Source organism: Maricaulis virginensis (genome assembly GCF_027922185.1).
Lineage (GTDB): Bacteria > Pseudomonadota > Alphaproteobacteria > Caulobacterales > Maricaulaceae > Maricaulis > Maricaulis virginensis.
Map to the genome: position 1 here is coordinate 45,495 of NZ_BSFE01000002.1, position 22,361 is coordinate 67,855.

Annotated in this window: 15 protein-coding genes and 1 pseudogene; 9 read left to right on the forward strand and 7 right to left on the reverse strand. The window is 65.8% G+C overall.

The features are described 5' to 3' along the window. Window positions 1-74: 74 nt before the first annotated feature. From PKE71_RS03570 to PKE71_RS03590, 5 genes are all read right to left on the reverse strand, one after another. Window positions 75-2,183, reverse strand: coding sequence for a M13 family metallopeptidase (locus tag PKE71_RS03570; RefSeq protein ID WP_271185586.1), 2,109 nt, complete (start codon window positions 2,181-2,183; stop codon window positions 75-77). 144 nt (window positions 2,184-2,327) lie between these two features. Then, complete coding sequence (locus tag PKE71_RS03575; protein ID WP_271185587.1) at window positions 2,328-4,391, reverse strand: M13 family metallopeptidase; 2,064 nt, start codon at window positions 4,389-4,391, stop codon at window positions 2,328-2,330. 100 nt (window positions 4,392-4,491) lie between these two features. Continuing rightward, window positions 4,492-7,707 carry an efflux RND transporter permease subunit gene (locus PKE71_RS03580; RefSeq protein ID WP_271185588.1) on the reverse strand — a complete coding sequence of 1,072 codons (3,216 nt, stop codon included), beginning with the start codon at window positions 7,705-7,707 and terminating at the stop codon, window positions 4,492-4,494. Window positions 7,708-7,733: 26 nt separating this feature from the next. Then, a complete protein-coding gene (locus tag PKE71_RS03585; protein ID WP_271185589.1) occupies window positions 7,734-9,005 on the reverse strand; it encodes an efflux RND transporter periplasmic adaptor subunit in 1,272 nt (423 codons plus the stop codon). A 2-nt stretch (window positions 9,006-9,007) separates the two neighbouring features. After that, window positions 9,008-10,387 carry an efflux transporter outer membrane subunit gene (locus tag PKE71_RS03590; RefSeq protein ID WP_271185590.1) on the reverse strand — a complete coding sequence of 460 codons (1,380 nt, stop codon included), beginning with the start codon at window positions 10,385-10,387 and terminating at the stop codon, window positions 9,008-9,010. Window positions 10,388-10,684: 297 nt separating this feature from the next. Here PKE71_RS03590 and PKE71_RS03595 point away from each other — a divergent pair, with 297 nt between their 5' ends. The 6 genes and pseudogenes from PKE71_RS03595 to phoB all read left to right on the forward strand — a co-directional run bounded on the left by PKE71_RS03595 (window position 10,685) and on the right by phoB (window position 17,905). Continuing rightward, window positions 10,685-12,079, forward strand: coding sequence for a sensor histidine kinase (locus PKE71_RS03595; protein ID WP_271185591.1), 1,395 nt, complete (start codon window positions 10,685-10,687; stop codon window positions 12,077-12,079). A gap of 136 nt (window positions 12,080-12,215) precedes the next feature. Beyond that, window positions 12,216-13,916: a phosphate ABC transporter permease subunit PstC gene (gene pstC, locus PKE71_RS03600; RefSeq protein ID WP_271185592.1), complete on the forward strand. Its 1,701-nt coding sequence runs from the start codon at window positions 12,216-12,218 to the stop codon at window positions 13,914-13,916. After that, window positions 13,909-15,654, forward strand: coding sequence for a phosphate ABC transporter permease PstA (pstA, locus tag PKE71_RS03605; RefSeq protein ID WP_271185593.1), 1,746 nt, complete (start codon window positions 13,909-13,911; stop codon window positions 15,652-15,654). The genes pstC and pstA overlap by 8 nt, the downstream gene beginning before the upstream one ends. After that, window positions 15,648-16,474: pseudogene (gene pstB, locus PKE71_RS03610) on the forward strand (phosphate ABC transporter ATP-binding protein PstB). Before pstA ends, pstB begins: the two are co-directional and overlap by 7 nt. A gap of 29 nt (window positions 16,475-16,503) precedes the next feature. Next, window positions 16,504-17,190 (forward strand): phosphate signaling complex protein PhoU, encoded by a 687-nt coding sequence (phoU, locus tag PKE71_RS03615; protein WP_271185595.1) that lies wholly within the window; start codon window positions 16,504-16,506, stop codon window positions 17,188-17,190. 25 nt (window positions 17,191-17,215) lie between these two features. Further along, the gene (phoB, locus tag PKE71_RS03620) at window positions 17,216-17,905 is read left to right on the forward strand and encodes a phosphate regulon transcriptional regulator PhoB (RefSeq protein WP_271185596.1); all 690 of its coding nucleotides are present in this window, start codon (window positions 17,216-17,218) and stop codon (window positions 17,903-17,905) included. Here the strand turns inward: phoB and PKE71_RS03625 are convergent. Then, complete coding sequence (locus PKE71_RS03625; RefSeq protein WP_271185597.1) at window positions 17,881-18,792, reverse strand: LysR family transcriptional regulator; 912 nt, start codon at window positions 18,790-18,792, stop codon at window positions 17,881-17,883. The two genes, phoB and PKE71_RS03625, sit on opposite strands and share 25 nt — an antisense overlap. Before the next feature lie 166 nt (window positions 18,793-18,958). On the opposite strand from PKE71_RS03625, the gene PKE71_RS03630 reads away from it, so the two are divergent. From PKE71_RS03630 to PKE71_RS03640, 3 genes are read left to right on the forward strand one after another with little or no spacing between them, the layout of a single operon-like run. After that, on the forward strand, window positions 18,959-19,876 hold the full coding sequence (locus PKE71_RS03630; protein ID WP_373878791.1) for a cyclase family protein: 918 nt from the start codon (window positions 18,959-18,961) through the stop codon (window positions 19,874-19,876). 3 nt (window positions 19,877-19,879) lie between these two features. Then, window positions 19,880-20,767, forward strand: coding sequence for an EamA family transporter (locus PKE71_RS03635; RefSeq protein WP_271185599.1), 888 nt, complete (start codon window positions 19,880-19,882; stop codon window positions 20,765-20,767). Beyond that, window positions 20,764-21,408 (forward strand): NAD(P)-dependent oxidoreductase, encoded by a 645-nt coding sequence (locus PKE71_RS03640; RefSeq protein WP_271185600.1) that lies wholly within the window; start codon window positions 20,764-20,766, stop codon window positions 21,406-21,408. The genes PKE71_RS03635 and PKE71_RS03640 overlap by 4 nt, the downstream gene beginning before the upstream one ends. A gap of 15 nt (window positions 21,409-21,423) precedes the next feature. Here PKE71_RS03640 and PKE71_RS03645 read toward each other — a convergent pair whose 3' ends face one another. Further along, the gene (locus tag PKE71_RS03645; protein ID WP_271185601.1) at window positions 21,424-22,341 is read right to left on the reverse strand and encodes a hydrogen peroxide-inducible genes activator; all 918 of its coding nucleotides are present in this window, start codon (window positions 22,339-22,341) and stop codon (window positions 21,424-21,426) included. Between the last annotated feature and the right edge of the window lie 20 nt (window positions 22,342-22,361).

The following is a 22,361-nucleotide window of genomic DNA, read 5'->3' on the forward strand; positions in this document are numbered from 1 at the left end:
GGGACTTCCTTACGGTTCAGCAAGAAAAAGGCCCGGTCCTGCGACCGGGCCTGATCCTGTAGGCGGAGGCTCGCCTACCAGATGGAGACGCGCTCTTCCGGCGGCAGGTAGAGGTCGTCATCCTCGGTCACGCCGAAGGCCTCGTACCAGACGTCCATGTTGCGCACGACGCCGTTGACGCGATATTGCGACGGGCTGTGCGGGTCGGTGGTCAGGCGCGAAACCAGGGCGTCTTCGGTGTAGAGCCGGCGCCAGACCTGGCCCCAGGCGAGGAAGAAGCGCTGGTCCTGGCTGAAACCGTCCAGCTCGGCCGGGACTTCATGGTCCGCGGCGTAGAGCTGGAAGGCCCGGTAGGCCATCGAGAGACCGCCGATGTCCCCGATATTCTCGCCCAGCGTCAGGCGGCCGTCGACGGTCATGCCCTCGACCGGCGAGAACTGCTCGTACTGCGCCACGATCTGGTCGGTGCGGGCATCGAACTGCTGACGCGAGGTGTCGGTCCACCAGTTGCGCAGCACGCCGTCACCGTCGGACTGGCTGCCCTGGTCGTCGAAGCCATGGCCCATTTCGTGGCCGATCACCGCACCGATGCCGCCGAAATTCACGGCCGGGTCTGCATAGGGGTCGAAGAACGGTCCCTGCAGGATGGCAGCCGGGAAGACGATTTCGTTGGAGGTCGAGGAATAATAGGCGTTCACCGTCTGCGGCGACATGAACCATTCCCAGTCGCGGATCGGGCCACGCAGCCGGTCGCGGCTGTCGGCGCGGAACCAGGCATTGATCCGCTCGTTGTTGCCCCACAGATCATCCTCGCGGATCTCGATGCTGGAGTAATCGGGCCAGACGTCGGGATAGCCGATCTTCGGCAGGAACTTGTCCAGCTTGTCGAAGGCTTCGACGCGGGTCTCGTCGTCCATCCATTCCAGCGTCTCGATACGCTCGCGCAGGGCGGCGCGCAGATAGCCGACCAGCTCGTCCATCTGTTCCTTGTATTCCGGCGGGAAATAGCGCTCGACATAGATCTGGCCGATGGCCTGACCCAGATTGCCGTTGACGAACTGGATCGCCCGGCGGTCGCGCGGACGCGGCTCTTCCGTACCGTTCAGTGTGCGGCCGTAGAAGTCGAAGGAGCGGTCGTAGAAGGCCTGTGTCAGCTGGTCGCGATGGCTCTCCATCCAGTGGAAGGCGAGATAATCCTTCCAGGTCTCGACCGGGATTTCGCTGAACAGCTGGGCCTGCGACTGGATGGCCGTGTTCTGGCGCACCACGAACTCTTCCTGGTCGGCGAAGTCGAGGGCGGTGAAGAAGGTTTCCCAGGGGAAGCCAGCGGCATAACCGCTGACATCCTCGGCGGACATCAGATTATAGGTCGCCACGCGGTCGCGGCTCTCGGCGCGCGTCCAGTGGATTTCCGCCAGCGCGGTTTCCAGGTCGAGGATCGCCTGGGCCCGCTCGGCGCCATTGTCCATGCCGATCATCTCGAACACGTCGGCGATGTATTCCAGATAGGCCTCGCGATAGGTCTCGAAGCGCTCGGTGTCTTCCAGGTAATAGTCGCGGTCCGGCAGGCCGAGACCGCCCTGGCTCACCGAGACGATATAGCGCTGGGGATTGCCCGGGTCGCGGCCGACATAGGCACCGAAGATCGACTGGGTGCCCGGCGCGCCCATCAGGCTGGCGATGTCGTCATGCGACTGGGCCGCCGCGATGCGCTCGAGGCCGGGACGGGCCGGATCGAGACCCAGTTCTTCCAGACGGTCGGTATCCATGTAGGAGGCGTAGAGATCGCCGACCTGCTGCGGCAGGGTGCCGTCGGCGGCGTCGCTTTCGGCGGATTCCAGGATAATGCCCTCAATCCGGTCTTCGGAACGCAGATAGAGTTCGGTGAAGGAGCCGAAATTCGAGAAGCCGGCCGGGATCTCGGTGGTGTCGAGCCAGCCTTCATTGACGTAGCGGAAGAAGTCGTCGCCCGGATCGACCGTGTCGGAGATGTGCTGGGTCTCGACACCCCAGTCGCCCAGTTCCGGAGCATGTTCATTGCTCGCGGTTTCGGTCGCGGCGTCATGGCTCTCGCCGGACGCGCCGGTTTCGGCCGCCGGCGTTTCGTCTTCCGGCTGTTCGCTTGCCGGCTGGCAGGCGGCAAGCAGAGCAAGGCACGCCGTGCCCAGAAGCAGTTTCTTCATGGTGACACTCCCCAATCGGTCTGATTCATGAAACTTGCCGGAAACACTAGGGCGGGACGGCCGGGCCGCAAAGGCATGGCCTGCGTTTTCCGGCGAATGCGCAAGGAAAAACGGCCCGGCTTGGGAAGCCGGGCCGTCAAGCATCTACCAGATGGAAACGCGTTCCTCGGGCGGAAGATAGAGGTCGTCCTCTTCCGTCACGCCGAAGGCCTCGTACCAGGCATCGAGGTTCCGCACGACGCCGTTGGTGCGGTATTGCGACGGGCTGTGCGGGTCGGTGGTCAGGCGCGAGATGAGGTTGTCCTCGCGATAGAGGCGCCGCCACACCTGGGCCCAGGCCAGGAAGAAACGCTGGTCGCCGGTGAAGCCGTCGATCACCGGGGCCTCGCCATTGCAGCAGGCGTCGAGATGGCGGTGATAGGCGGTGTAGGCCATCTGCAGGCCGCCCAGATCGCCGATATTCTCGCCCATGGTGAAAGTGCCGTTCACGAAGCGGCCTTCGACGGGAGAGTAGCCGTCGTACTGGGCGCCGAGCCGGTCGGCGCGTTCCTCGAAACGCTCATTCGTCTCGCCGGTCCACCAGTCGCGGATCGCGCCGGTCTCGTCGAAGCGGCGGCCCTGATCGTCGAAGCCGTGACCGATCTCGTGACCGATCACCGCGCCGATGCCGCCATAATTGACCGCGGCGTCGGCGTGCGGATCGAAGAAGGGCGGCTGCAGGATACCGGCCGGGAAAGTGATCTGGTTCATCAGCGGGTTGTAGGACGCGTTCACCGTCTGCGGCGGGTAGGGCCATTCGCCCCGGTCGACCGGTCCATCGAGATCCTCGACCTGCTCGTTCCAGGCGAACTCGCGCAGGCGCACGATATTGCCGAAGATGTCGTCGGCACGGATTTCCAGCGCGGAATAGTCCTGCCACTCATCCGGGTAACCGATGCGCGGCTCGAAGGTGGACAGCTTGGTCAGCGCATTGGCGCGGGTCTCGTCATCCATCCATTCGAGCGACTGGAGACGCTCTTCGAAAGCGGCCGTCAGGTTCGCGACCAGCTCTTCCATCGCGTCCTTGGACGAAGGCGGGAAGTGACGCTCGACATAGATCTGGCCAACGGCCTCGCCGAGCTGGCCGCCAACGAGGTTCACGCCGCGGCGATCGCGCGGCCGCTGTTCCTCGGTGCCGTTCAGGACCGCGCCATACATGTTGAAGCTGGCCTGGTCGAAGGCTGCCGGGAGCTGGGCCGCATTGGAGCGCAGGAAATGGAAGGTCATGTAGTCCTTCCACACGTCGACCGGGGTTTCCTCGAAGATCGCGCCAGCGCCTTCGATGGCGCTGGGCTGGGCGACCAGATAGGTGGCAACGCCGTCGAGGCCGAGCTGGGCCATGGCCTGCGGAAAGCCGAATTGCGGTGCCAGCGCGTCGAGCTGGTCGATCGGCATGGGATTGTAGATCTTCTGGATGTCGCGGCTGTCGGCCTGGGTCCAGTGGACCTCGGCGAGGCGCGTTTCCAGGGCAAGGATCGCGTCGGCCTTCGCGTCGCCGTCCTCGATCCCTGCGAGGGCGAACATCTCCGCGATGAAGGCGCGATACGCGTCACGATATTCTGCGTTCTCGTCTTCCAGATAATAGTCGCGATCCGGCAGGCCGAGGCCGCTCTGACCGACAAAGACGGTGTAGCGCGTGGTGTCGGCCGGATCGGGGATGATGCCGACGCCGAACGGGCTTTGATGGTGGATCGTCGCGAACAGCGCGTTGATATCGTCATGGCTGGCCGCTGCAGCGATCTCGTCGAGATAGGGCTGGGCCGGAGCCAGACCGCGTTCCTCGATCGCTGCCGTGTCCATCCAGGAGCCGTACAGGTCGCCGACCTTCTGTTCGACCGTGCCGTCCGCGGCCTCACGGGCGGCCAGCTCGGTGATGATTTCCTGCACGTGCACTTCCGCTTCCAGTGCGAGCTCGGTGAACATGCCGTAGTTGGAGCGGTCGGCGGGGATCTCGGCCTCGTCCAGCCAGGTGCCGTTGGCGTACTGGTAGAAATCGTCGCCGGCATCGATCTCGGTGTTCATGCCCGCGAGATCGAAACCCCATTCGCCGATCTCGGGCTGTCCGGCCGGTTGTGTGACGGCAGCAGAGTGTTCCTGTTGTGCGGTATCGGTCTGGCCACAGGCGGCGACCAGCGCCAGCACCGCGGTGCCAAGCAGCAGCTTCTTCATAGGATGCATCCCCAAAATACGCTTCGCGAAAATGTTTCGCCCCACGTTGTGTACAACGCGGGGCGAGACTTGGCTATTGAGCGGATGTGTTGTCCGCGGGCTATTCGGCAGGCGTTTCTTCCAGATGTCCCGGAAGCTCGCCGTGTGCGAAGTCGGTATCGGTGTAGTGCTCGCCGAACCGCGGCTGGCGCTCGCCGGTCCACATGGCGCGGAACAGGCGGGCGATATCGACCCCGATCGCGTACATGGCCGGAACCAGCAGCAGGGTCAGGAAGAGGGCGAACACGACCGCGAAGCCCAGTGCCACGACCATCGGCTTGAGGAATTCCGCCTGGGTCGAGGTTTCCGCCATCATGGGGAAGATGCCCAGGAAGGTGGTCACCGAGGTCAGCAGGATCGGGCGGAAACGCTGCACGCCGGCATCGACCAGGGCCTGGAAGGCGCCCACGCCGTTGGCCCGCAGGCGGTTCACGAAGTCCAGCAGCACCAGGTTGTCGTTGATAACGACCCCCGCGGCTGCCCCCACACCGAAGTAGGAGAACAGGGCGATCGGCATCCCGAACAGGAAGTGTCCGAAGATCGCGCCGGTCAGTGCGAACGGGATCGCCACCATGATGGCCAGCGGCTGGAAGTAGGACCTAAAGGCCACGGCCAGCAGGATGTACATCGAGCCCAGGGCCAGGATGAGCAGGTTGATCAGCTCGGCCACGAATTCGCGTTCGCCTTCGGCCTGACCGATCTCGTCCCGCGACAGGCTGGGGAATTGCGCGTCGAAGGTCGGGAAGAAGTCCTCGTTCAGACTCTGGTTGATGTCGCCGCGTGCCGCCGGATCGGATAGCTCGGCCGACACCGTGACAGTGCGCATGCCATTGCGTCGGTTGATCCGGTTCAGACCCGGTGCGAAATGCGCCTCGGCGACCGAGGACAGCGGCACTTCGCGGCCATCGCTGGTGCGGATGCGGATTTCCTGCAGCGTGTCCAGCGAGCGGCGGGAGGCCTCGTCCATGCGGACCTGAACCCGTACATCCTGGCCGTCGCGCGGCAGGCGCTGGGCTTCCTCGCCGTAGAAGGACTGGCGCACCTGGCGTGTGACGTCCTGCAGGGTCACGCCCAGGGCCTGGGCGTTCGGGCGCAGGCTGAACTGCAATTCCTCGGTCGAGGTCTGCAGGCTGTCGACCACGTCATAGAGCGTGTCATAGCTGCGCAGCTGCTCTTTCAGGGCATCCGCCGCTTCACGCAGGGTGGCGAGGTCCGGGTGGGACAGGGCGAAGGTCATGCGGCTGCCGCCATCATTGATGGTGGAGTCCAGGCGCACTTCCTCGGCATCCGGGATCGGACCCAGGAATTCGCGGATCTGCTGCGCGACGTCAGCCGTGGGCAGGTGACCCGGGCGTTCCGCCGGCACGGCCAGCTCGATCCAGGCCCGCACCCGGCCATCGGACGCGATGGTGGAGCGGCTTTCGATCATGTCATTCTCGCCAGGGTACTCCCGGCGATAGTACTCCAGAGCTTCAGCCTGGGCGTCGTCCAGCTGCTGGCGGACCTGCTCGGTCCGGTTCCAGGGCGTGCCCTCGGCCAGCTGGATATTCACCTGGATCGTCTCGTTCTCGATCTGCGGCATGAAGACGGAACCGACGCGGTTCGTCATCAGCAGGGCGATGGAAACCAGGAAGATCATCAGGAAGCCGACCAGCGTCGCATAGCGGTTGCGGATCGCCAGCTTGGCGGCCGGACGATAGATACTGCGGGCGAACCAGATCAGCGAGTTTGCGATGGACCGCTGGAACTTGATCAGCGGGCCGAAGAAGCCTGTCTCCGACTGCGGTTTCATGTGCGACAGGTGAGCCGGCAGGATCAGCAGTGACTCGACCAGCGAGAAGGCGAGGGCGGCAATCACGACGAGCGAGATCTGCCGGGTGAACTGCACTTCCGGACCGGTCAGCAGCATCCAGGGCGAGAACATCATGATCGTCGTGATGACTGCAAAGATGACCGGTTTGGCCACCATCTGGGTCCCGATGATCGAGGCCGTCAGGCCAGGTTCACCGCGTTCGACCCGGTCGTGGATGTTTTCCCCGACCACGATGGCGTCGTCGACCACGATCCCGATCACGATCAGGAAGGCGAACAGCGACAGCATGTTCAGCGACACGCCCATCATCGGCAGGATCAGGAAGGCGCCGCCGAAAGCGGTGAAGATGCCGACCGTCACCCACACGGCCACGATCGGCCGCAGGAAAAGGAAGAGCGTGATCAGCACCAGGATGCCACCGAACAGCGCGGAGCTGGAAATTGTCTCCATGCGGTCGGAGTACATTTCCGAATTGTCCCACCACAGCGAGATGCTCACGCCTTCGGGCAGTTCGGCCTGCTTGCGCTCGATGAAGTCATGGACCGCGGCGGCGGTATCGACCACGTCGATACCGGGCGATTGCTCGACCACGATCAGCACCATGGTCTCGCCGTTGTAGGTGGCTTCCATATTGCTGTCGACGAAGCCGTCGGTGACACGGGCAACATCACTGATGCGCAGCGTGCCGCCGGCGCTGGTCTGGCGGATGATGATGTTTTCGAACTCGGGCGCAGTATCGGCCAGCTGGCGTGCGGTCAGGCCGAATTCACCCAGCTCGGTCCGCACGGTACCGGCGGAGGCGTTGAGGGAGGAGGCCCGCACAGCCCGCACGATCTCGTCGAAGGACAGGTTGTAGCGGCGCAGATTGTCCTCGGAGACCTCGATCGAGACTTCTTCGCCCCGCGATGCCCAGAGATTGACGATGGATGCGCCGGGCAACTGGGCGACCTCGTCGCGAACCTCGCGGCCGATGGCCTGCAGGTCGCGCCGGTCGATATCGCCGTGGACGGCAAAGCCGACGACCTGTTCCTGGTTGCGCCACTGCGACACGATCGGACGGTAAGCCGAAGGCGGCAGATTGTTCACCGAGTCGACTTCAAGCTTGATGTTGTCGATGAACTCGCCGATGTCGACGTTGCGCTTGCCCTCGATATTGACGTAGCCGACGCTTTCACGGGCGGTCGAGGTGATGGTCTCGATCCCGTCCATGTCCGCGAGGGCTTCCTCGATACGGACGACAATCTGCTCTTCGATGTCCTGGGGCGAGGCGCCGGGCCAGGAGACCGACACGGTCGCGCCGTTGAAGGACGCCGTCGGGAAGACTTCCCGGTTGAGCATGTTGTAGCCCAGGAAACCGCCGACGATGGCGACGATCATCAGCAGGTTGGCGGCGACGGAATTACGTGCCCACCAGCTGACGATGCCCCCGGGCACCTGGTCGTGTGTCTTGTTGGGATCGGTCATGACCGCTTCCTCTCCTGCCTTCGGGCCTAGCCGGCGCTCGCCACGGCGTCTTCGCCGTCGGCAACGCTTTCACCGGTTTCCTCGCCTTCCGGCGCTTCTTCATAATTGGCCGAGTAGTCGGCGAGCTGCTCGCCACCGGCATTGTAGGTGTGCACGCGCATGCCGTTGCTGGCGCCGCGGATCGGTGAGACCACGACCAGGTCACCGGCCTCGTCACCGCTCGAAACGATGACGCGTTCCGGGCTGGAGTCGATGATGTCGACCGTGTGGATTTCCAGCGTTCCGCCCTCGCGGACGATGTAGACGCTGTCCTCGCCGCGCAGGGCGTTGCGGGGGATGATGTAGGCGTTGTCGACTTCGCGGCCCTGGATGGCAGCATTGACGAACAGGCCGATGGCCAGCGGCGCACCGTCATCGGCACCGGAGCCGTAGGGATCGGTGACTTCCGCGATGGCGTACAGGACACGGGTTTGCGGATCGATGGCACTGTCCGTGCGCGTGATCCGGCCTTCCCACTCATGATAGCCGCCGGCAACCGTGGCCGACAGGGTCACCGGAACACCGCCGCGCTCGTCGCCGGCCGCGTTGTAGGCGACCGGGATGCCCAGCAGGGACAGGTCGTGATCGGTCAGCGGCAGGCGCACCAGCACGGTGTCGGTTGCGAAGACTTCACCCAGATTGGTGCCCGGCGAGACATACTGGCCAAGGCCGGCATTCTTCGAGCGCACCCGGCCGGCGAACGGCGCGGAGATACGCGTGCGCTGCAGGTCCAGGCGGGCCGACTGCAGGGCGGCCTGGGCGGCGGCCAGCTGGGCCCGTGCTTCCGCGAGCTGCGGTTCGCGCAGGGTCAGGGACGAAGCCTCGCCTTCGCCGAGCTCTGCCCATTCGCTTGCGGCCAGCTCGGATTCGGCCTGTTCACGCGCCAGGGCCTGCTGGGCCTGGGCGACCTGGGCGGAGGCGCGGGTGACCGCCAGACGGTAGTCGGCATCATCGATCTGGATCAGGGTTTCACCGGCTTCGAAGAAACCGCCCTCGATGAAGTCGGGGTTCACGAATGTGATGCGGCCCGCCACCTGCGGTACCAGGTTGATCTGGGTGCGCGGCTGGGCCTCGCCCTGGGAGTCGACGGTGAGGGCAATTTCCCCCCGCTCGGCTTCCGCGACGAAAACGGCGACCGGCCGCGGCGCCGAATTGGCCCGCTGCGGCTGCGGTTGCGTCGCGAACAGCATGAAGAGAACTGCAGCACCGACGACGGCAACACCGCCGATGATGACGAAACGTCCGATGAGCTTACCCATGATTATTCTCCTGTCGGGGCGGCCGGGTCTGCGGACTGGGCCGCGGAGAAATCGCCGGCGATGGCGAGATAGAGGTCGACACGATTGGCCGCGCGCTCGCGGCGTGCCGAGATGTACTGGCTTTCGGCGCTGATGCGCCGGGACTGGGCATTGAGCAGGTCGAAGATGGTCGCTACGCCGCTGGCATACTGGCGGATCACGAGATTTTCGGCCTCGGCAGCCTCTTCATAGGCCTGGCGCAGATTGTCCACGCGCTGGGCCAGGATGGCGTCCGCGTCGATCGCGTTTTCGGCTTCCTGCCAGGCGGTCAGCACGGTCGAGACATAGCTGGCCAGCTGGGCTTCGGCATTGGCCTGCGCCTGGTCGCGGGCGCCGCGCAGGGCGCCGCCATTGAAGATCGGGCCTGTCAGGCTGGCCGTCAGGCTGGAAACCAGCGAGTCCAGATCGAACATGTCGTCGACATCGGCACCGCCCGTACCCGAGCTGCCATTGAGTGACAGGCTGGGATAGAGGGCCTTGCGGGCGGCATCGGCGCGCAGGCCGGCCGACTGCAGGCGGCGCTCGGCGGCGCGCACGTCGGGACGGCGCGTCAGCAGGGCTTCCGGGGTACCGATATCGCCGACCAGGCCCAGTTCCGGGAAGTCGCCTTCCGGAGCGAGGCGGGCAGCCGGATAGCGGCCCAGCAGCGCTTCCAGGCTGCGCGAGGCCGCCGCTTCGGCGCGCCGGCGCGAGGCCAGGGCCGCTTCGGACGATGCCAGGGCCGAGCGGGCCGTACGCACGTCGGAACTGCGGACCAGGCCACGGGCAAAGCGGCGTTCCGTCAGGTCGAGCGAGGACTGGCGGGTTGCCAGGTCGCGTTCGGCCAGTTCGGTCTGCAGATGGGCCTCGATCAGCGAGAACCAGCCCTTGGCAACCAGGCCGGCCACGGAGAGCTGCGATGCGCGAACATCGTCGGCGGCCGCTTCGGCGTCCAGCGCGCTTGCGTTCGCGCCGTCGGCGACCCGGCCCCACAGATCGGCTTCCCACGCGGTCGAAAGACCCAGCGAGAAACTGTCACTGCCCGAGCCGGTGTTGCGCTCGGTGCGGGTGTAGTCCATCCCGCCGTTCAGCGATGGCAGGCGGTCGGAACCGGCAATCCGTGCCGCAGCCCGGGCCGCGCGATAGCGGGCGAAGGACTGGTTGAGGCTCGGATTGGCGTCGAAGGCTTCGTCGATCAGTGCTGAGAGCCGGGCATCGCCCAGCTCGGCGACCCAGTCCCGGGAAGCCTGTGCACCTGTATCCCTTGGTGCTGCGGCCCATTGCGCAGGTGCGTCCGGAAGACCATCCCCGGCCTCGTAGGCCGGAAGGCTGGCGCAGGACGCCGTGGCAAGGGCCGTAGCCAAAACTAACAAACTTTTACGCATGCGTTGTCCCCGCACGTCACGATCTCGATGATTTTTGCATCCTAGAAAGGGCATCTCGAAAGTCAACAGATTTTTATCGAAAAACACTAAATCGATAGCGAATGGCATGAAAACTCTCTCGATTTTCGAGATGCATCCCTGGTGCGTCCCGGTTTCCGGTGGCGTCACGGCTTCGCGTGGCACTGCGAATATGCGATAGAGCTTCAACTAGCCCGTGGGCACTTATTTTTTTGTTAGATGCCCCGGCTTCCCGGATCGGATGCAAACGGAGTCAGAATGAGGCAGCCTTCTGCAGACGAACGGCCCCTGATCCGGATCCGGCGCCGGGATACGGCAGCCGTTGCAGCTCTTGGCGCGATCGTCATCCTCTTGTTCTGGATGTTCGGGGAACTCGGCTTTGTCGAAACCCTCGTCGCCATCGCCACTATAGCAGGACTGTCGACGTTTTATTACCTGACCGTGTCGACCACGCTGAACCCTGCAAGAGGGCCGGATGTGGATGACAGTGCGCCGGCGCCGGTGGATCCGCAGGCCCGGGCCCAGCACATGCTGGACAGCCTGCCGATTCCTGTCCTGCTGATCGGGGCGGGCGGCCGGATCGAACTGGCCAATCCCGCCGCGCGGGAGTTTCTCGGCCTCGGTTCGGCTGCAGGGCATCTGTCGGCCGTGCTGCGCCAGCCGCAGGTGCTTGAAGCGGTCAGTACGGCGCTGCGCGGCCAGGCCGTCGATCCCGTCGAATACTCCATGATGGCACCGGTCGAGAGCCATGTGCGGGCTTTCGTGGCACCGCTGCGCGCCGAGGACGACCGGGTCATGCCCTGGCGGGCCATGCTGGTCCTGTCCGACGAAACCTCGATCAAGCGCGCCGACCGCATGCGGGCCGACTTCCTGGCCAATGCGAGCCACGAGCTGCGCACACCGCTCGCCTCACTGGCGGGCTTCATCGAGACGCTGCGCGGGCATGCCCGCGATGACAGCGAGGCGCGCGAGCGCTTTCTCGGCATCATGTTCGACCAGACCGAGCGCATGCAGCGTCTGATCAACGATCTCCTGTCCCTGTCGCGGGTCGAGATGGACGAGCACGTGCCGCCCAGCAGCGAGACGGATCTGGCGGCCCTGGTCGAGGATGCCCGCGACTATCTGCGGCCGCAGCTGGAGGAGAAGGCGATCCGCCTCACCGTCCGCAAGCCCGCCTCGGCACCCGCCATTGGCGACCGCGACCAGCTGATGGAAGTGCTGCTCAACCTGATCGAGAACGCGATCAAATACTCCCCCGAGGGCTCTGCCGTGCAGATCGAGATCGCCGGACCGCTGATGCGCGACGAGGCCGAACGTCCCGAGCTGGTGCTGGGCGCCCAGGCGAGCCGGTTGACGCTGGCGGCGCCGGCCTCTGAACCGCGCGAGCGGTATTTCGCCGTTCGTATCCGCGACGAGGGCAAGGGAATCGAGCGCCGCAACCTGCCGCGCCTGTCGGAACGATTCTATCGCGTCGACGGCCAGAAGAGCGGCCCGAAGGAGGGAACCGGTCTCGGGCTGGCCATCGTGAAGCATATCGTGAACCGCCACCGCGGTGGCTTCACGGTCGAGAGCGCTCTGGGCGAAGGGTCTGTATTCTCGGTCTTCTTGCCCGTTCCTGCCGCCGTGCGCGAGCAGGCCCGCGAAAGCGTCTGACGGCTGCGTCTGCAGACTGGCCGTGCTTTGTCACAAAACTGTAGCAACTCTGTCATAAACGGGGGCCGCGACACCCAGTATCTGTCACGCCTGCCGCGCAGCCGGCCCGAAGCCGGACGTCCGAAGGACACTTTGAATGTCAGTGATCGCCATCGTTGCTCTCATGGTCATCGTCATGCTGGCGGGCGGATTCTATGTCGGCCGGGCGCGGGCGATCGGCGCCGTGAACGGCAATACGGTCCGTCTCCACTCGCTGCCGAACTATCATGGCTATTACGTTGCGATCTGGACCGGCCTGCCGGCTTTCCTGCTGCTGGCGGCCTACGGTATTTTCGGCGGCCAGGCCGTCGAACGTCTGACCTTTTCCGAGCTTCAGCGCGAAGCCGGCACCCTCAACGCCCGTCTGGAAGAACGTCTTCTGTCGGATGCCGAGTATGAGGAATTCCGGGGCGCGGCCCTGCAGCTGCGCGAACGTGTCAACGCCATCGGCGATGACATGCAACGCCTGCGCAGCGCACGCGGCGAGGAGCGCGATCCTGCCCGTCTCGAGCAGTTGCAGCAGGAGCAGCGCGAGACGCTGAATTCCGCAACGGCAGCCGAAGAGGCCGCGATCGCCCGGCGCGCCGAACTGGTCGCAGCCGTCGGCAGCGAGGCCGAGGCCGCCGGCGCGTCGATGCGTCAGCTCGCCGGCTTCGAGCTTGTCCAGGCGCCGCGCGAACAGCGTCAGCTCTTCCTGTCCGACGCCATGCAGATCGCCAACGGGGCACTGTCCAGCCGCGAGAGCGCCGAGCTGAATGCGGCTGCCCGCATCGTGGCCCGCTATCAGGACCGCATCCGCTACTTCGTGGCGGTTCTGGCACTCGCTTTCGCGGCCGGCGGCCTGTTGCGCACACGCGGCCAGGTCGTGCCCGACTTCCGCGCCCGCAATCATGTCGAACGGCTGATCACCGGCCTCCTGCTCCTCTCCTCGGTGCTCGCGATCCTGACCACGGTCGGCATCGTCTTCTCGCTGCTGTTCGAGAGCATCCGTTTCTTCTCGACCGTGCCGGTCTCCGAATTCCTGTTCGGCCTGCAATGGTCGCCGCAGATCGCCCTGCGCGCCGACCAGGTCGGCCAGTCCGGCGCCTTCGGGGCGGTGCCGCTGTTCGCCGGTACGGCGCTGATCACGCTGATCGCGATGGCAGTGGCCGTGCCGATCGGTCTCCTGTCGGCGATCTACCTGTCCGAATATGCGGGCCCGCGCTTCCGGGCGACGGCCAAGCCCGTGCTGGAAATCCTCGCCGGCATCCCGACGGTGGTCTACGGCTTCTTTGCGTTGCTGACGGTGGGCCCGGCGATCCGCGGCCTGTTCACCTGGCTCGGTTTCGACGATGTGGTGACCCAGAGCGCGCTGTCGGCCGGGCTGGTGATGGGCGTGATGATCATTCCCTTCATCTCCTCGCTGTCGGACGATGTGATCAATTCCGTGCCGCAGACGCTGCGCGACGGCTCCTATGCCATGGGCGCGACCCGTTCGGAGACCATCACCCGCGTGGTGATGCCGGCGGCCCTGCCGGGTATTGTCGGCGCGATCCTGCTGGCCGTGTCGCGCGCGGTGGGCGAGACCATGATCGTCGTCATGGCCGCGGGCCAGGGCGCCAATCTGACCGCAAACCCGCTGGAATCGGTGACCACCATCACCGTTCAGATCGTCATGCTGCTGACAGGCGACCAGGAATTCGACAGTCCCAAGACCCTGTCGGCCTTTGCGCTGGGTCTCGTCCTGTTCGTCATCACCCTGATCATGAATGTCATCGCCCTGCGCGTGGTGCAGAGATACCGGGAAAAATATGACTGATACGTCCGACACCACGTCCATTCGCGATGCGGTGAGCCGTCAATTGCCGCGACGCTACCGGGCCGAGCTGCGCTTCCGCGCGGCCGGACTGGCAGCCGTGGCGTCGGCCGTGGGCATCCTGGTGATCCTGCTGATCTCGATCCTGTCGCAGGGTCTGCCCGCCTTCACCGTCAACCAGCTGGTCCTGCCGGTGCATCTCGACCGCTCCATGGTCGATCCGGAGGGCGATGCCAGCGAGGCGTCGCTGCGCCGCGGTGCCTACAGCCGCGTTCTCCAGGACGCGATCCGGGCCGAATTCCCCGAGGTCACGGCGCGCCGTGACCTGCGCAACCTGTTCGGTCTCTACACCCCGCTCAATGCGACCCGGCTGATGGATGCCGTCCTGGCCGACCCGTCGCTGGTCGGCGAGACCTACACTTTCCGGATGCCGATCGCCGACGATCTCGACCTTTACCTCAAGGGCCGGCTCGTCGAGGACCGGACGCTGGCAACCGGCGGACTTCTCACGATCAGTGCCGATGGCGATGCCCTGGCGCTGAATTCCAGCGCGCCGGACTTCGAGAGTCTGGTCGAGGACGCAATGGCGACCATGCGGGCCGAGGCCACGGCGCTCGATGCGCGGGCTGCACGGGCGCGCAATCTCGCAGCCGAGCTTGAGGGGAGCGATGCCGAGGATGCGCTCTATGAAGCCGGGCGCCTGTCTGCCCAGGCGCAGGCCTTGCGCGAGGAACTGGCCGAGAATGATGGCCGGATCGAGCTGAACCGCGACCTGCCGACCATCCTTGTCGAGCTCAGCGGTGTCGCCGTCCGGCTGACCGCGCTCGGCGCCGATGGCCGCACGGCCAGCGGCGAGGCGATGCTGGGCGATGCGTCGGACATCTCCGGGGCGTCGGACTGGACGCTCTACGTGATCGACACGCCGGAAAGCCGCCGCCGGGTCTCCGACCAGGCCATCGTCTGGACGCGGGCGCTGGAGGCGCGCGGTCTCGTGCGTACCGATTTCAACACCTATCTCTTCACCAATGCCGACAGCCGGGAGCCGGAACTGGCGGGTGTGAAGGGCGCGCTGTTCGGGTCGATCCTGACCATGCTGATCGTGATCTGCCTGTCAGTGCCGGTCGGTGTGTTCACCGCGATCTATCTGGAAGAATACGCGCCGAAGAACCGGCTGACCGACTTCATCGAAGTCAACATCAACAATCTGGCCGCCGTGCCGTCCATCGTGTTCGGCCTGCTGGGCCTCGCGGTCTTCATCAACGCCTTCGGCCTGCCGCGCTCGGCACCGCTGGTGGGCGGTCTGGTGCTCTCGCTGATGACGCTGCCGACCGTGATCATCGCATCGCGTGCGGCTCTGAAGGCCGTGCCGCAATCGATCCGCCAGGCCGCGCTCGCAGTTGGCGCATCGAAGACCCAGTCCGTGTTCCATCACGTCCTGCCGCTCGCCGCGCCGGGCATCCTCACCGGTTCGATCATCGGCCTGGCCCAGGCGCTGGGTGAAACCGCGCCGCTCCTGATGATCGGCATGGTCGCCTTCATCGCCGACGCGCCGACGCTGGGCCTGGAAGGCCTCACCCAGCCGGCGACCGTGATGCCCGTGCAGGTCTTCCTGTGGTCCGACGGTGCCGAGCGGGCCTTCGAGGCGCGCACCGCGGCCGCCATTCTTGTTCTTCTGGCGCTGATGATCGGCTTCAATGCCCTGGCGATCTATCTGCGCCGCCGTTTCGAGCGGAGATGGTAACCCCATGCCCGACAATCAGTCCCACATCCTCGACCAGAATGCCGGCTTCGGCGCGACCGAGCCGCCGATCAAGGTGGCGGCTCGGGATGTCTGTGTCGCCTATGACGGCAAGCAGGCGCTCAACCACGTCTCGATAGACATTCCGGACCGCTCGGTGACGGCTTTCATCGGCCCGTCCGGCTGCGGCAAGTCGACCTTCCTGCGCTGCCTCAATCGCATGAATGACACGATCGAGGGCGCCCGGGTGACCGGCTCGCTGAAGATCGACGGCGCCGAGGTGAACGACAAGTCGATCGACCCCGTCGTGCTGCGCGCCAGCGTCGGCATGGTGTTCCAGAAGCCCAACCCGTTTCCCAAGTCGATCTATGACAATGTCGCCTACGGTCCGCGCATTCATGGCCTGGCCCTGTCGCGCGACGATCTGGACGGGATTGTCGAGAGCAGTCTGAAAAAGGCCGGACTGTGGGAGGAGGTGGCCGATCGCCTGAACGATCCGGGCACCAGCCTGTCCGGTGGCCAGCAGCAGCGTCTGGTGATTGCCCGCGCGATCGCGATCAACCCGGAAGTGATCCTGATGGACGAGCCGTGTTCGGCGCTCGACCCGATCGCGACGGCCAAGATCGAGGAACTGATCGACGAGCTGCGCGAGAATTACTGCATCATCATCGTGACCCACTCGATGCAGCAGGCCGCCCGCGTGTCCCAGCGCACTGCCTTCTTCCACATGGGCACGCTGGTCGAGTTCGGCCGTACCGAGGACATCTTCACGAACCCGCGCGATCCGCGCACGCAGGACTACATCACGGGGCGCTTCGGCTAGGGGCTGGCGCCAGATGAGGAGGTAGCGCAATGGCGCTGTCCAAGACCGCACATATCGTCACCGCCTACGGCGAGGAGCTCGACCAGCTGGCCGACGAACTCGCCCGCATGGGCGGCATGGTGGAGACCCAGCTGGAAACAGCGCTTGCTGCCATTGTCCGCCGCGATGCCAGCCTCGTTGCCGGCGTGCGCGAGCGCGAGAAGCAGGTCAATGCCATGCAGGACGATGTCGAAAAGCGCGTGCTGCGCCTTTTCGCGCTGCGCCAGCCGCTGGCCACCGATCTGCGCATGACGATCTCCGCGCTGAAGATCGCCAATGATCTCGAACGCGTCGGCGATCTGGCCAAGAATATCGCCTACCGCGCGGAAGACCTGGCCGAATATGCACCGCTCTCCCTGCTCGACCAGGTCGAGCGGCTCGGCGCGATCGTCGTGAAGCAGCTGCACGAAGTGCTCGATGCCCTGTCCTCGGCCGATGTCGAACCGGCAATCCGGGTCTGGCGCACCGATGACGAGGTCGACGAACGCTACAACGCGCTTGTGCGGCAGATGCTGATGAGCATGACCGAAGACCCGGGCCAGGTGGAGCCGGGTGTTCACATCCTTTTTGTGGCGAAGAATCTCGAACGTATCGGCGACCACGCGACGAATGTCGCCGAGGCTGTGCACTTCATGGTGACGGCCGGGCCGCTCGAGGCGGACGACGCCAAATCTTGATGACCTTGATCGTGGAGACGGAACGATGAAGCCTCAAGTTCTCGTGGTCGAAGACGAAGACGCCCTCGCCACCCTGTTGCAGTACAATCTGGAAAAGGAAGGTTATCAGGTCTCCGTCGCCGGCGACGGCGAGGACGCCCTGATCCAGGCCGAGGAGACCACGCCGGACCTGGTGCTCGTCGACTGGATGCTGCCCAAGGTTTCCGGGATCGAGGTGTGCCGCCGCCTGCGCGGCCGCCAGGAAACCGCCAATGTGCCGATCATCATGCTGACGGCGCGCGGCGAGGAGACCGACCGGGTACGCGGGCTCGATACCGGCGCTGACGACTATGTCGTGAAACCCTTCTCCATGACCGAGCTCTTTGCCCGTATCCGCGCCGTGCTGCGCCGGATCCGCCCGGGCCTTGCCGAGGATGTGATCACCGCCGGTGACATCACGATGGATCGCGTCGCGCACCGCGTGAAACGCTCCGACCGTGAAATCCATCTCGGGCCGACGGAATTCCGCCTGCTGGACTATCTCATGCAGCATCCCGGCCGGGTTTTCTCGCGCGAACAATTGCTCGACGCGGTCTGGGGTTCGGATGTCTATGTCGAGGCCCGCACGGTGGACGTCCATGTCGGCCGCTTGCGCAAGGCGCTGAACACCAAGGAAGAGCGCGATCCCATCCGCACGGTGCGCTCGGCGGGCTACGCTTTCGACGTCAACGCCTGAGCGTCCGCGTATTCGGCGACCAGAAAGTCGATGAGCGCGCGCACTTTCGGCGCGCGCTCGCGATGGGCGGGATAGACGGCATGAATATGCTGGTCGTCGACATGCCAGTCCGGCAGGAGGCGCTGCAGTCTGCCCCCGGCCAGTGGCGCACTGGCGACGAAATCCGGCAAAAGGACAATGCCGCAGCCCGCGATCGCCGCAGTGCACAGCGCAATCGAGTTATTGATGCGCTGATTGCCGCCGACGACAATCTCGACCGTCTCGCCGCCGCGCCGGAAGACCCAGCTGTTCGGCTGTGCCGCCATTGTGAAGACGAGGCAGTTGTGGCCGGTCAGCGCCTCGGGCGTCTCCGGCGTTCCGTGGCGGGCCAGATACGCGTCTGAAGCACACAAGAGGCGGTGCAGCGGCCGCAGGCGCCGCGCCTTCAGGCTTGAATCGGGCAGGGGGCCGCTGCCGCGCAGTGCCACATCGAACCCGTCCTCCAGAAGATCGGCCTGCCGGTCGTTGAACTCGATATCGAGGACCAGCTCCGGATAGCGCTGCTGGAAGCGCGGCAACCGCTCGGCCAGGTCCGTCAGTCCGAAGGACATGGGGGCGGAGATGCGCAGCCGTCCCCGCGGCGACGCCGCGGACCCGCTGGCGGCCTCATCCGCGTGGGCAAGCGCTTCGAGGATCTCCACAGCCCGGTCGTAATAGGCCTGCCCGGTATCGGTGAGCCGGAGTTTGCGTGTTGTACGCACGAGGAGCTGGGCACCGAGTTCCGCCTCCAGAGCGCTGACGGTCTTGCTGACCCCGGCATTGGACAGATCGAGATCGCGCGCCGCTGCGCTGAACCCGTTCAGCTCCACCACACGGCGGAAGACCTGCAAGGCGCGAAACTTATCCATTGTTTACTCCGGGTGAAAAGAGTTCTCGATCATGCCGTCTTTGTCTTCTTGTGTGAACGAATAAATACGGGAGCGCCGGATCGGTCCGGCGACAATCCCGGAGGACGACATGAGACATTTCCTGATCGCCAGCCTGCTGGCCCCGCTGACAAGCTTCGCCCCGGCCATGGGCCAGGATACCGTCGGAACCAGCCCCTGGGGGCCGGATGACGAGCTCGGGCGCCTGAACCTCATGACCGACGAGAGCCGCGCCGCCATTCTCGGCCGGATCGCCGGCGGCCGTGCCTATGACCTGTCGGTCGAGTATTTCATCGGCATGCCCGGCTGGCACGCGGCCGGCGACCCCCGCTACCAGATATGGATGACCCACACGCCGCGAGGCACCGTGGTTGACGATCCGATGGGGGTGGGCGAGGCGCAGAACGGGCACGTCTCCTACACGGGTTCCGCGATCTCGATGTACACCCACACCGGCACGCATATCGATGCGCTCAACCATTTCGGTGTCGACGGCCGCATCTGGAATGGCTTCTCGGCCGACGAGTATCTCGGCGACCGCGGCTGGCAGGTGACCGGTGCTGAAACCATTCCGCCCATCGTCGCCCGCGGCGTGATGATCGATGTCGCCGCGGCGCTGGGCGTTGACCGGCTGGAGGACGGTTATCGCATCACGCGTGCCGATCTGCAGCAGGCGCTGGAGCGCCAGGGCACGCCGCTGCGCGAAGGTGATGTGGTGCTGATCCGCACCGGCCGCATGCAGGACTATGAGACGGCGGCGCGCTATATGCACAATCCGCCGGGCCTGGGCATGGATGCGGCGCGCTTCCTGGTCGAGGAGGGCGGTGCGATGATTGTCGGTGCCGACAATCTCAGCCTCGAAGCCTTCCCGTCCGAAGTGCCGGGCAATTATGTTCCGCTGCACACCTATCTGCTCGCCCGGCACGGCGTTCCGATCATGGAACTCGTCAATCTGGAAGGGCTCGCCCGGGACGGTGTCCACGAATTCGCATTCATCGGCGGATCGCTGAAACTGCGCGGGGCCGATGCCGCGCCGATGCGTCCCGTCGCCCTGCCGGTGGAGTAGTCCATGCCACGCCTGTTCGACATTCTCCTGACGGCGCTGGCGCCGGCGATCTGGGGCAGCACCTATCTGGTGACCACCCAGTGGCTGCCGGACGGATACCCCGTCACGCTCGCCCTGCTGCGGGCCCTGCCCGCCGGGTTCCTCCTGCTGCTGTTCGTGCGCCGACTGCCCGCCGGCGCCTGGTGGGGCCGGGCCTTCGTGCTCGGTGCGCTGAACTTCACCGTGTTCTGGATCTGCCTCTTCGTGGCGGCCTACCGCCTGCCCGGCGGGATCGCGGCGACGGTCGGTGCGGTCCAGCCGCTGATCGTGCTGGGCCTGGCCCGTCTGGCGCTGGGCACGGCCATCCGCCCGCTCGCGGTGATCGCGGCCGCCGGCGGACTGGCCGGCGTGGCCCTGCTCCTGGCATCGCCACAGGCCGGCTTCGACCCGGTCGGCGTCCTGGCAGCCCTGGGCGGTGCGGCATCTATGGCCACCGGGACCGTGCTGACCCGGCGCTGGGGGCCGCAGGTTCCGCTGCTCACCCTGACCGCGTGGCAGCTGACCGCGGGCGGAGTGTTGCTGCTGCCGCTCGCCCTCATCGTCGAACCGCCGCTTCCCGCGCTGGACGCCGGACACATAGCCGGCTTCGCCTATCTGGCCCTGATCGGTGCGGCGCTGACCTATGTCCTGTGGTTCCGCGGCATTGCCCGGCTGGGGCCGTCGGTCGCAACCATGCTCGGCTTTCTGAGCCCGGTCAGCGCGGTCGTGCTGGGCTGGGTGGTGCTGGGCGAGCGGCTGGATGCGATCCAGTTTGCCGGCGCCGCCCTGGTCCTGGCCAGTATCTGGCTCAGTCAGCGTGCCGCACGCACGCCGGCGGTGACGTTATCCGTAAAACAGGGAGGCACGGCATGAAACGGATTGCTGTATTTGGTGCGGCCGGGTCTGTCGGGCGCTGTGTCGTGAAAGAGGCGCTCGACCGGGGGCATGAGGTCACCGCTGTGGTGCGTAATCCTCAGCGGGCGGCCGGCTTGCCTGGGCTGGCCATTCCCGCCTTTGCCGAGGCGAGCGACGGGACGGCGATCCGCGCCGTGCTGCGCCACCAGGATGTGGCCGTGATGGCACTGCGTCCGCCGGCGGGCCGGGAAGCCGAACTGGTCGGCTATACCCGCACCCTGCTCGACGCCGCCCTCGAGACCGGCGTGCCGGCCGTGGTCGTCGGCGGGGCGGCGAGCCTGCGCTTTCCCGACCAGCCGGCCTGGACCGTGCTGACCCGGCCGGGCTTCCTGCCCGATGCCGTGCGGCCCATCGCCCAGGCCTGCCACGCCCAGCGTCAAGCCGTGCTGTCCGAGGGCGGTGACGGCTGGTCACACATCTGTCCGCCCGCCAGCCTTGAACCGGGCCGGCGTACGGGTCGCTACCGGCTGGGAGCAGACATGCTGGTGACGGGAGAAGACGGCCGTTCGGCCATCTCGGTCGAGGACTTCGCCATTGCGATTGTCGATGAGGCCGAGAGCCACGCCCATGCCGGACGCAGTTTCACGGTCGGCTGGTAGGCGTGGCGGGCGCTGTCAGCGCGTCCGCGGTGCGAGCGCGGCGTGGGCCGCCTCGCGCATGATGTCCGCGACCGCGTTGAAGCCGGTCGACAGGGGTGATCCGGGCCGCCAGATCAGCGCGATATCGCGTTCGGCGCCCGGATCGTCGATCCGCCGGAAGACCAGGCTGTCATCGCGTTCGGCCTCGCAGCGGACATAGAGTTCCGGCAGCACGGCGACACCGGCGCCCAGCGCAGCCATATGGCGGATGGCATCCAGGCTGGTCCCTTCATAATCGGCCGGCAGATGCCCGCCCGACCGTTCGGCCAGATCCGCGACCAGCCGGTTCAGGCGGTGACCGAGCGCCAGCGTCAGGAAGGCACGGCCGGACAGTTCGGCCAGGCCGACGGGCCCGCGTGTCTGTGCCAGCGGATCGTCGGGCGGGACGGCGATCCACAGGCGCTCGTGGAACAGGGCGGCGCTGGTACAGCCGGGATGATCCTCCGGCGCGGAAATGACGACATCCATGCGCCCGTCGCTCAGGGCCTGGTTCAGCACCACGGAGGATTCTTCCCGGATCGACAGGCGAAGCTGGGGATAGCGCGCATGCAGGCGGGCCGTGCAGCGCGGTAGCAGGTAGGGACCGATCGTCGGCAGCACGCCGAGGCGGACCTGTCCGACCAGCCCGTCCCGGCCGTACTGGGCGAGCCGCTTGATATCGGACATGGACTGCAGGACTTCGCGTGCGCGGGTCAGCAATTCGCGGCCGAGCGGTGTCGCGATCGCGCCATTCCGCCCCCGTTCGAACACTTTGAAGCCGAGATGGCTTTCCGCCTCGGCCACCTGCGCGGAGAGGCTGGGCTGGCTGACATGCATGCTGTGGGCGGCGCTGGAAAAGCGTCCGGTCTCGTCGATCGCGACCAGGTATTCGAGCTGCCGGAAGGTCGGACGCATATATAGTTTTTTCCTAATGG

Bases quoted from the DNA above. Each gene is read 5' to 3' on its own strand.
- phoU (WP_271185595.1), top strand. From the start codon at position 16,504: ATGGCGCTGTCCAAGACCGCACATATCGTCACCGCCTACGGCGAGGAG.
- PKE71_RS03645 (WP_271185601.1), bottom strand. From the start codon at position 22,341: ATGCGTCCGACCTTCCGGCAGCTCGAATACCTGGTCGCGATCGACGAG.
- pstA (WP_271185593.1), top strand. From the start codon at position 13,909: ATGACTGATACGTCCGACACCACGTCCATTCGCGATGCGGTGAGCCGT.
- PKE71_RS03595 (WP_271185591.1), top strand. From the start codon at position 10,685: ATGAGGCAGCCTTCTGCAGACGAACGGCCCCTGATCCGGATCCGGCGC.
- PKE71_RS03570 (WP_271185586.1), bottom strand. From the start codon at position 2,183: ATGAAGAAACTGCTTCTGGGCACGGCGTGCCTTGCTCTGCTTGCCGCC.
- PKE71_RS03640 (WP_271185600.1), top strand. From the start codon at position 20,764: ATGAAACGGATTGCTGTATTTGGTGCGGCCGGGTCTGTCGGGCGCTGT.
- PKE71_RS03585 (WP_271185589.1), bottom strand. From the start codon at position 9,005: ATGGGTAAGCTCATCGGACGTTTCGTCATCATCGGCGGTGTTGCCGTC.
- PKE71_RS03630 (WP_373878791.1), top strand. From the start codon at position 18,959: ATGGGCCAGGATACCGTCGGAACCAGCCCCTGGGGGCCGGATGACGAG.
- PKE71_RS03625 (WP_271185597.1), bottom strand. From the start codon at position 18,792: ATGGATAAGTTTCGCGCCTTGCAGGTCTTCCGCCGTGTGGTGGAGCTG.
- phoB (WP_271185596.1), top strand. From the start codon at position 17,216: ATGAAGCCTCAAGTTCTCGTGGTCGAAGACGAAGACGCCCTCGCCACC.
- PKE71_RS03580 (WP_271185588.1), bottom strand. From the start codon at position 7,707: ATGACCGATCCCAACAAGACACACGACCAGGTGCCCGGGGGCATCGTC.
- PKE71_RS03635 (WP_271185599.1), top strand. From the start codon at position 19,880: ATGCCACGCCTGTTCGACATTCTCCTGACGGCGCTGGCGCCGGCGATC.
- pstC (WP_271185592.1), top strand. From the start codon at position 12,216: ATGTCAGTGATCGCCATCGTTGCTCTCATGGTCATCGTCATGCTGGCG.
- PKE71_RS03575 (WP_271185587.1), bottom strand. From the start codon at position 4,391: ATGAAGAAGCTGCTGCTTGGCACCGCGGTGCTGGCGCTGGTCGCCGCC.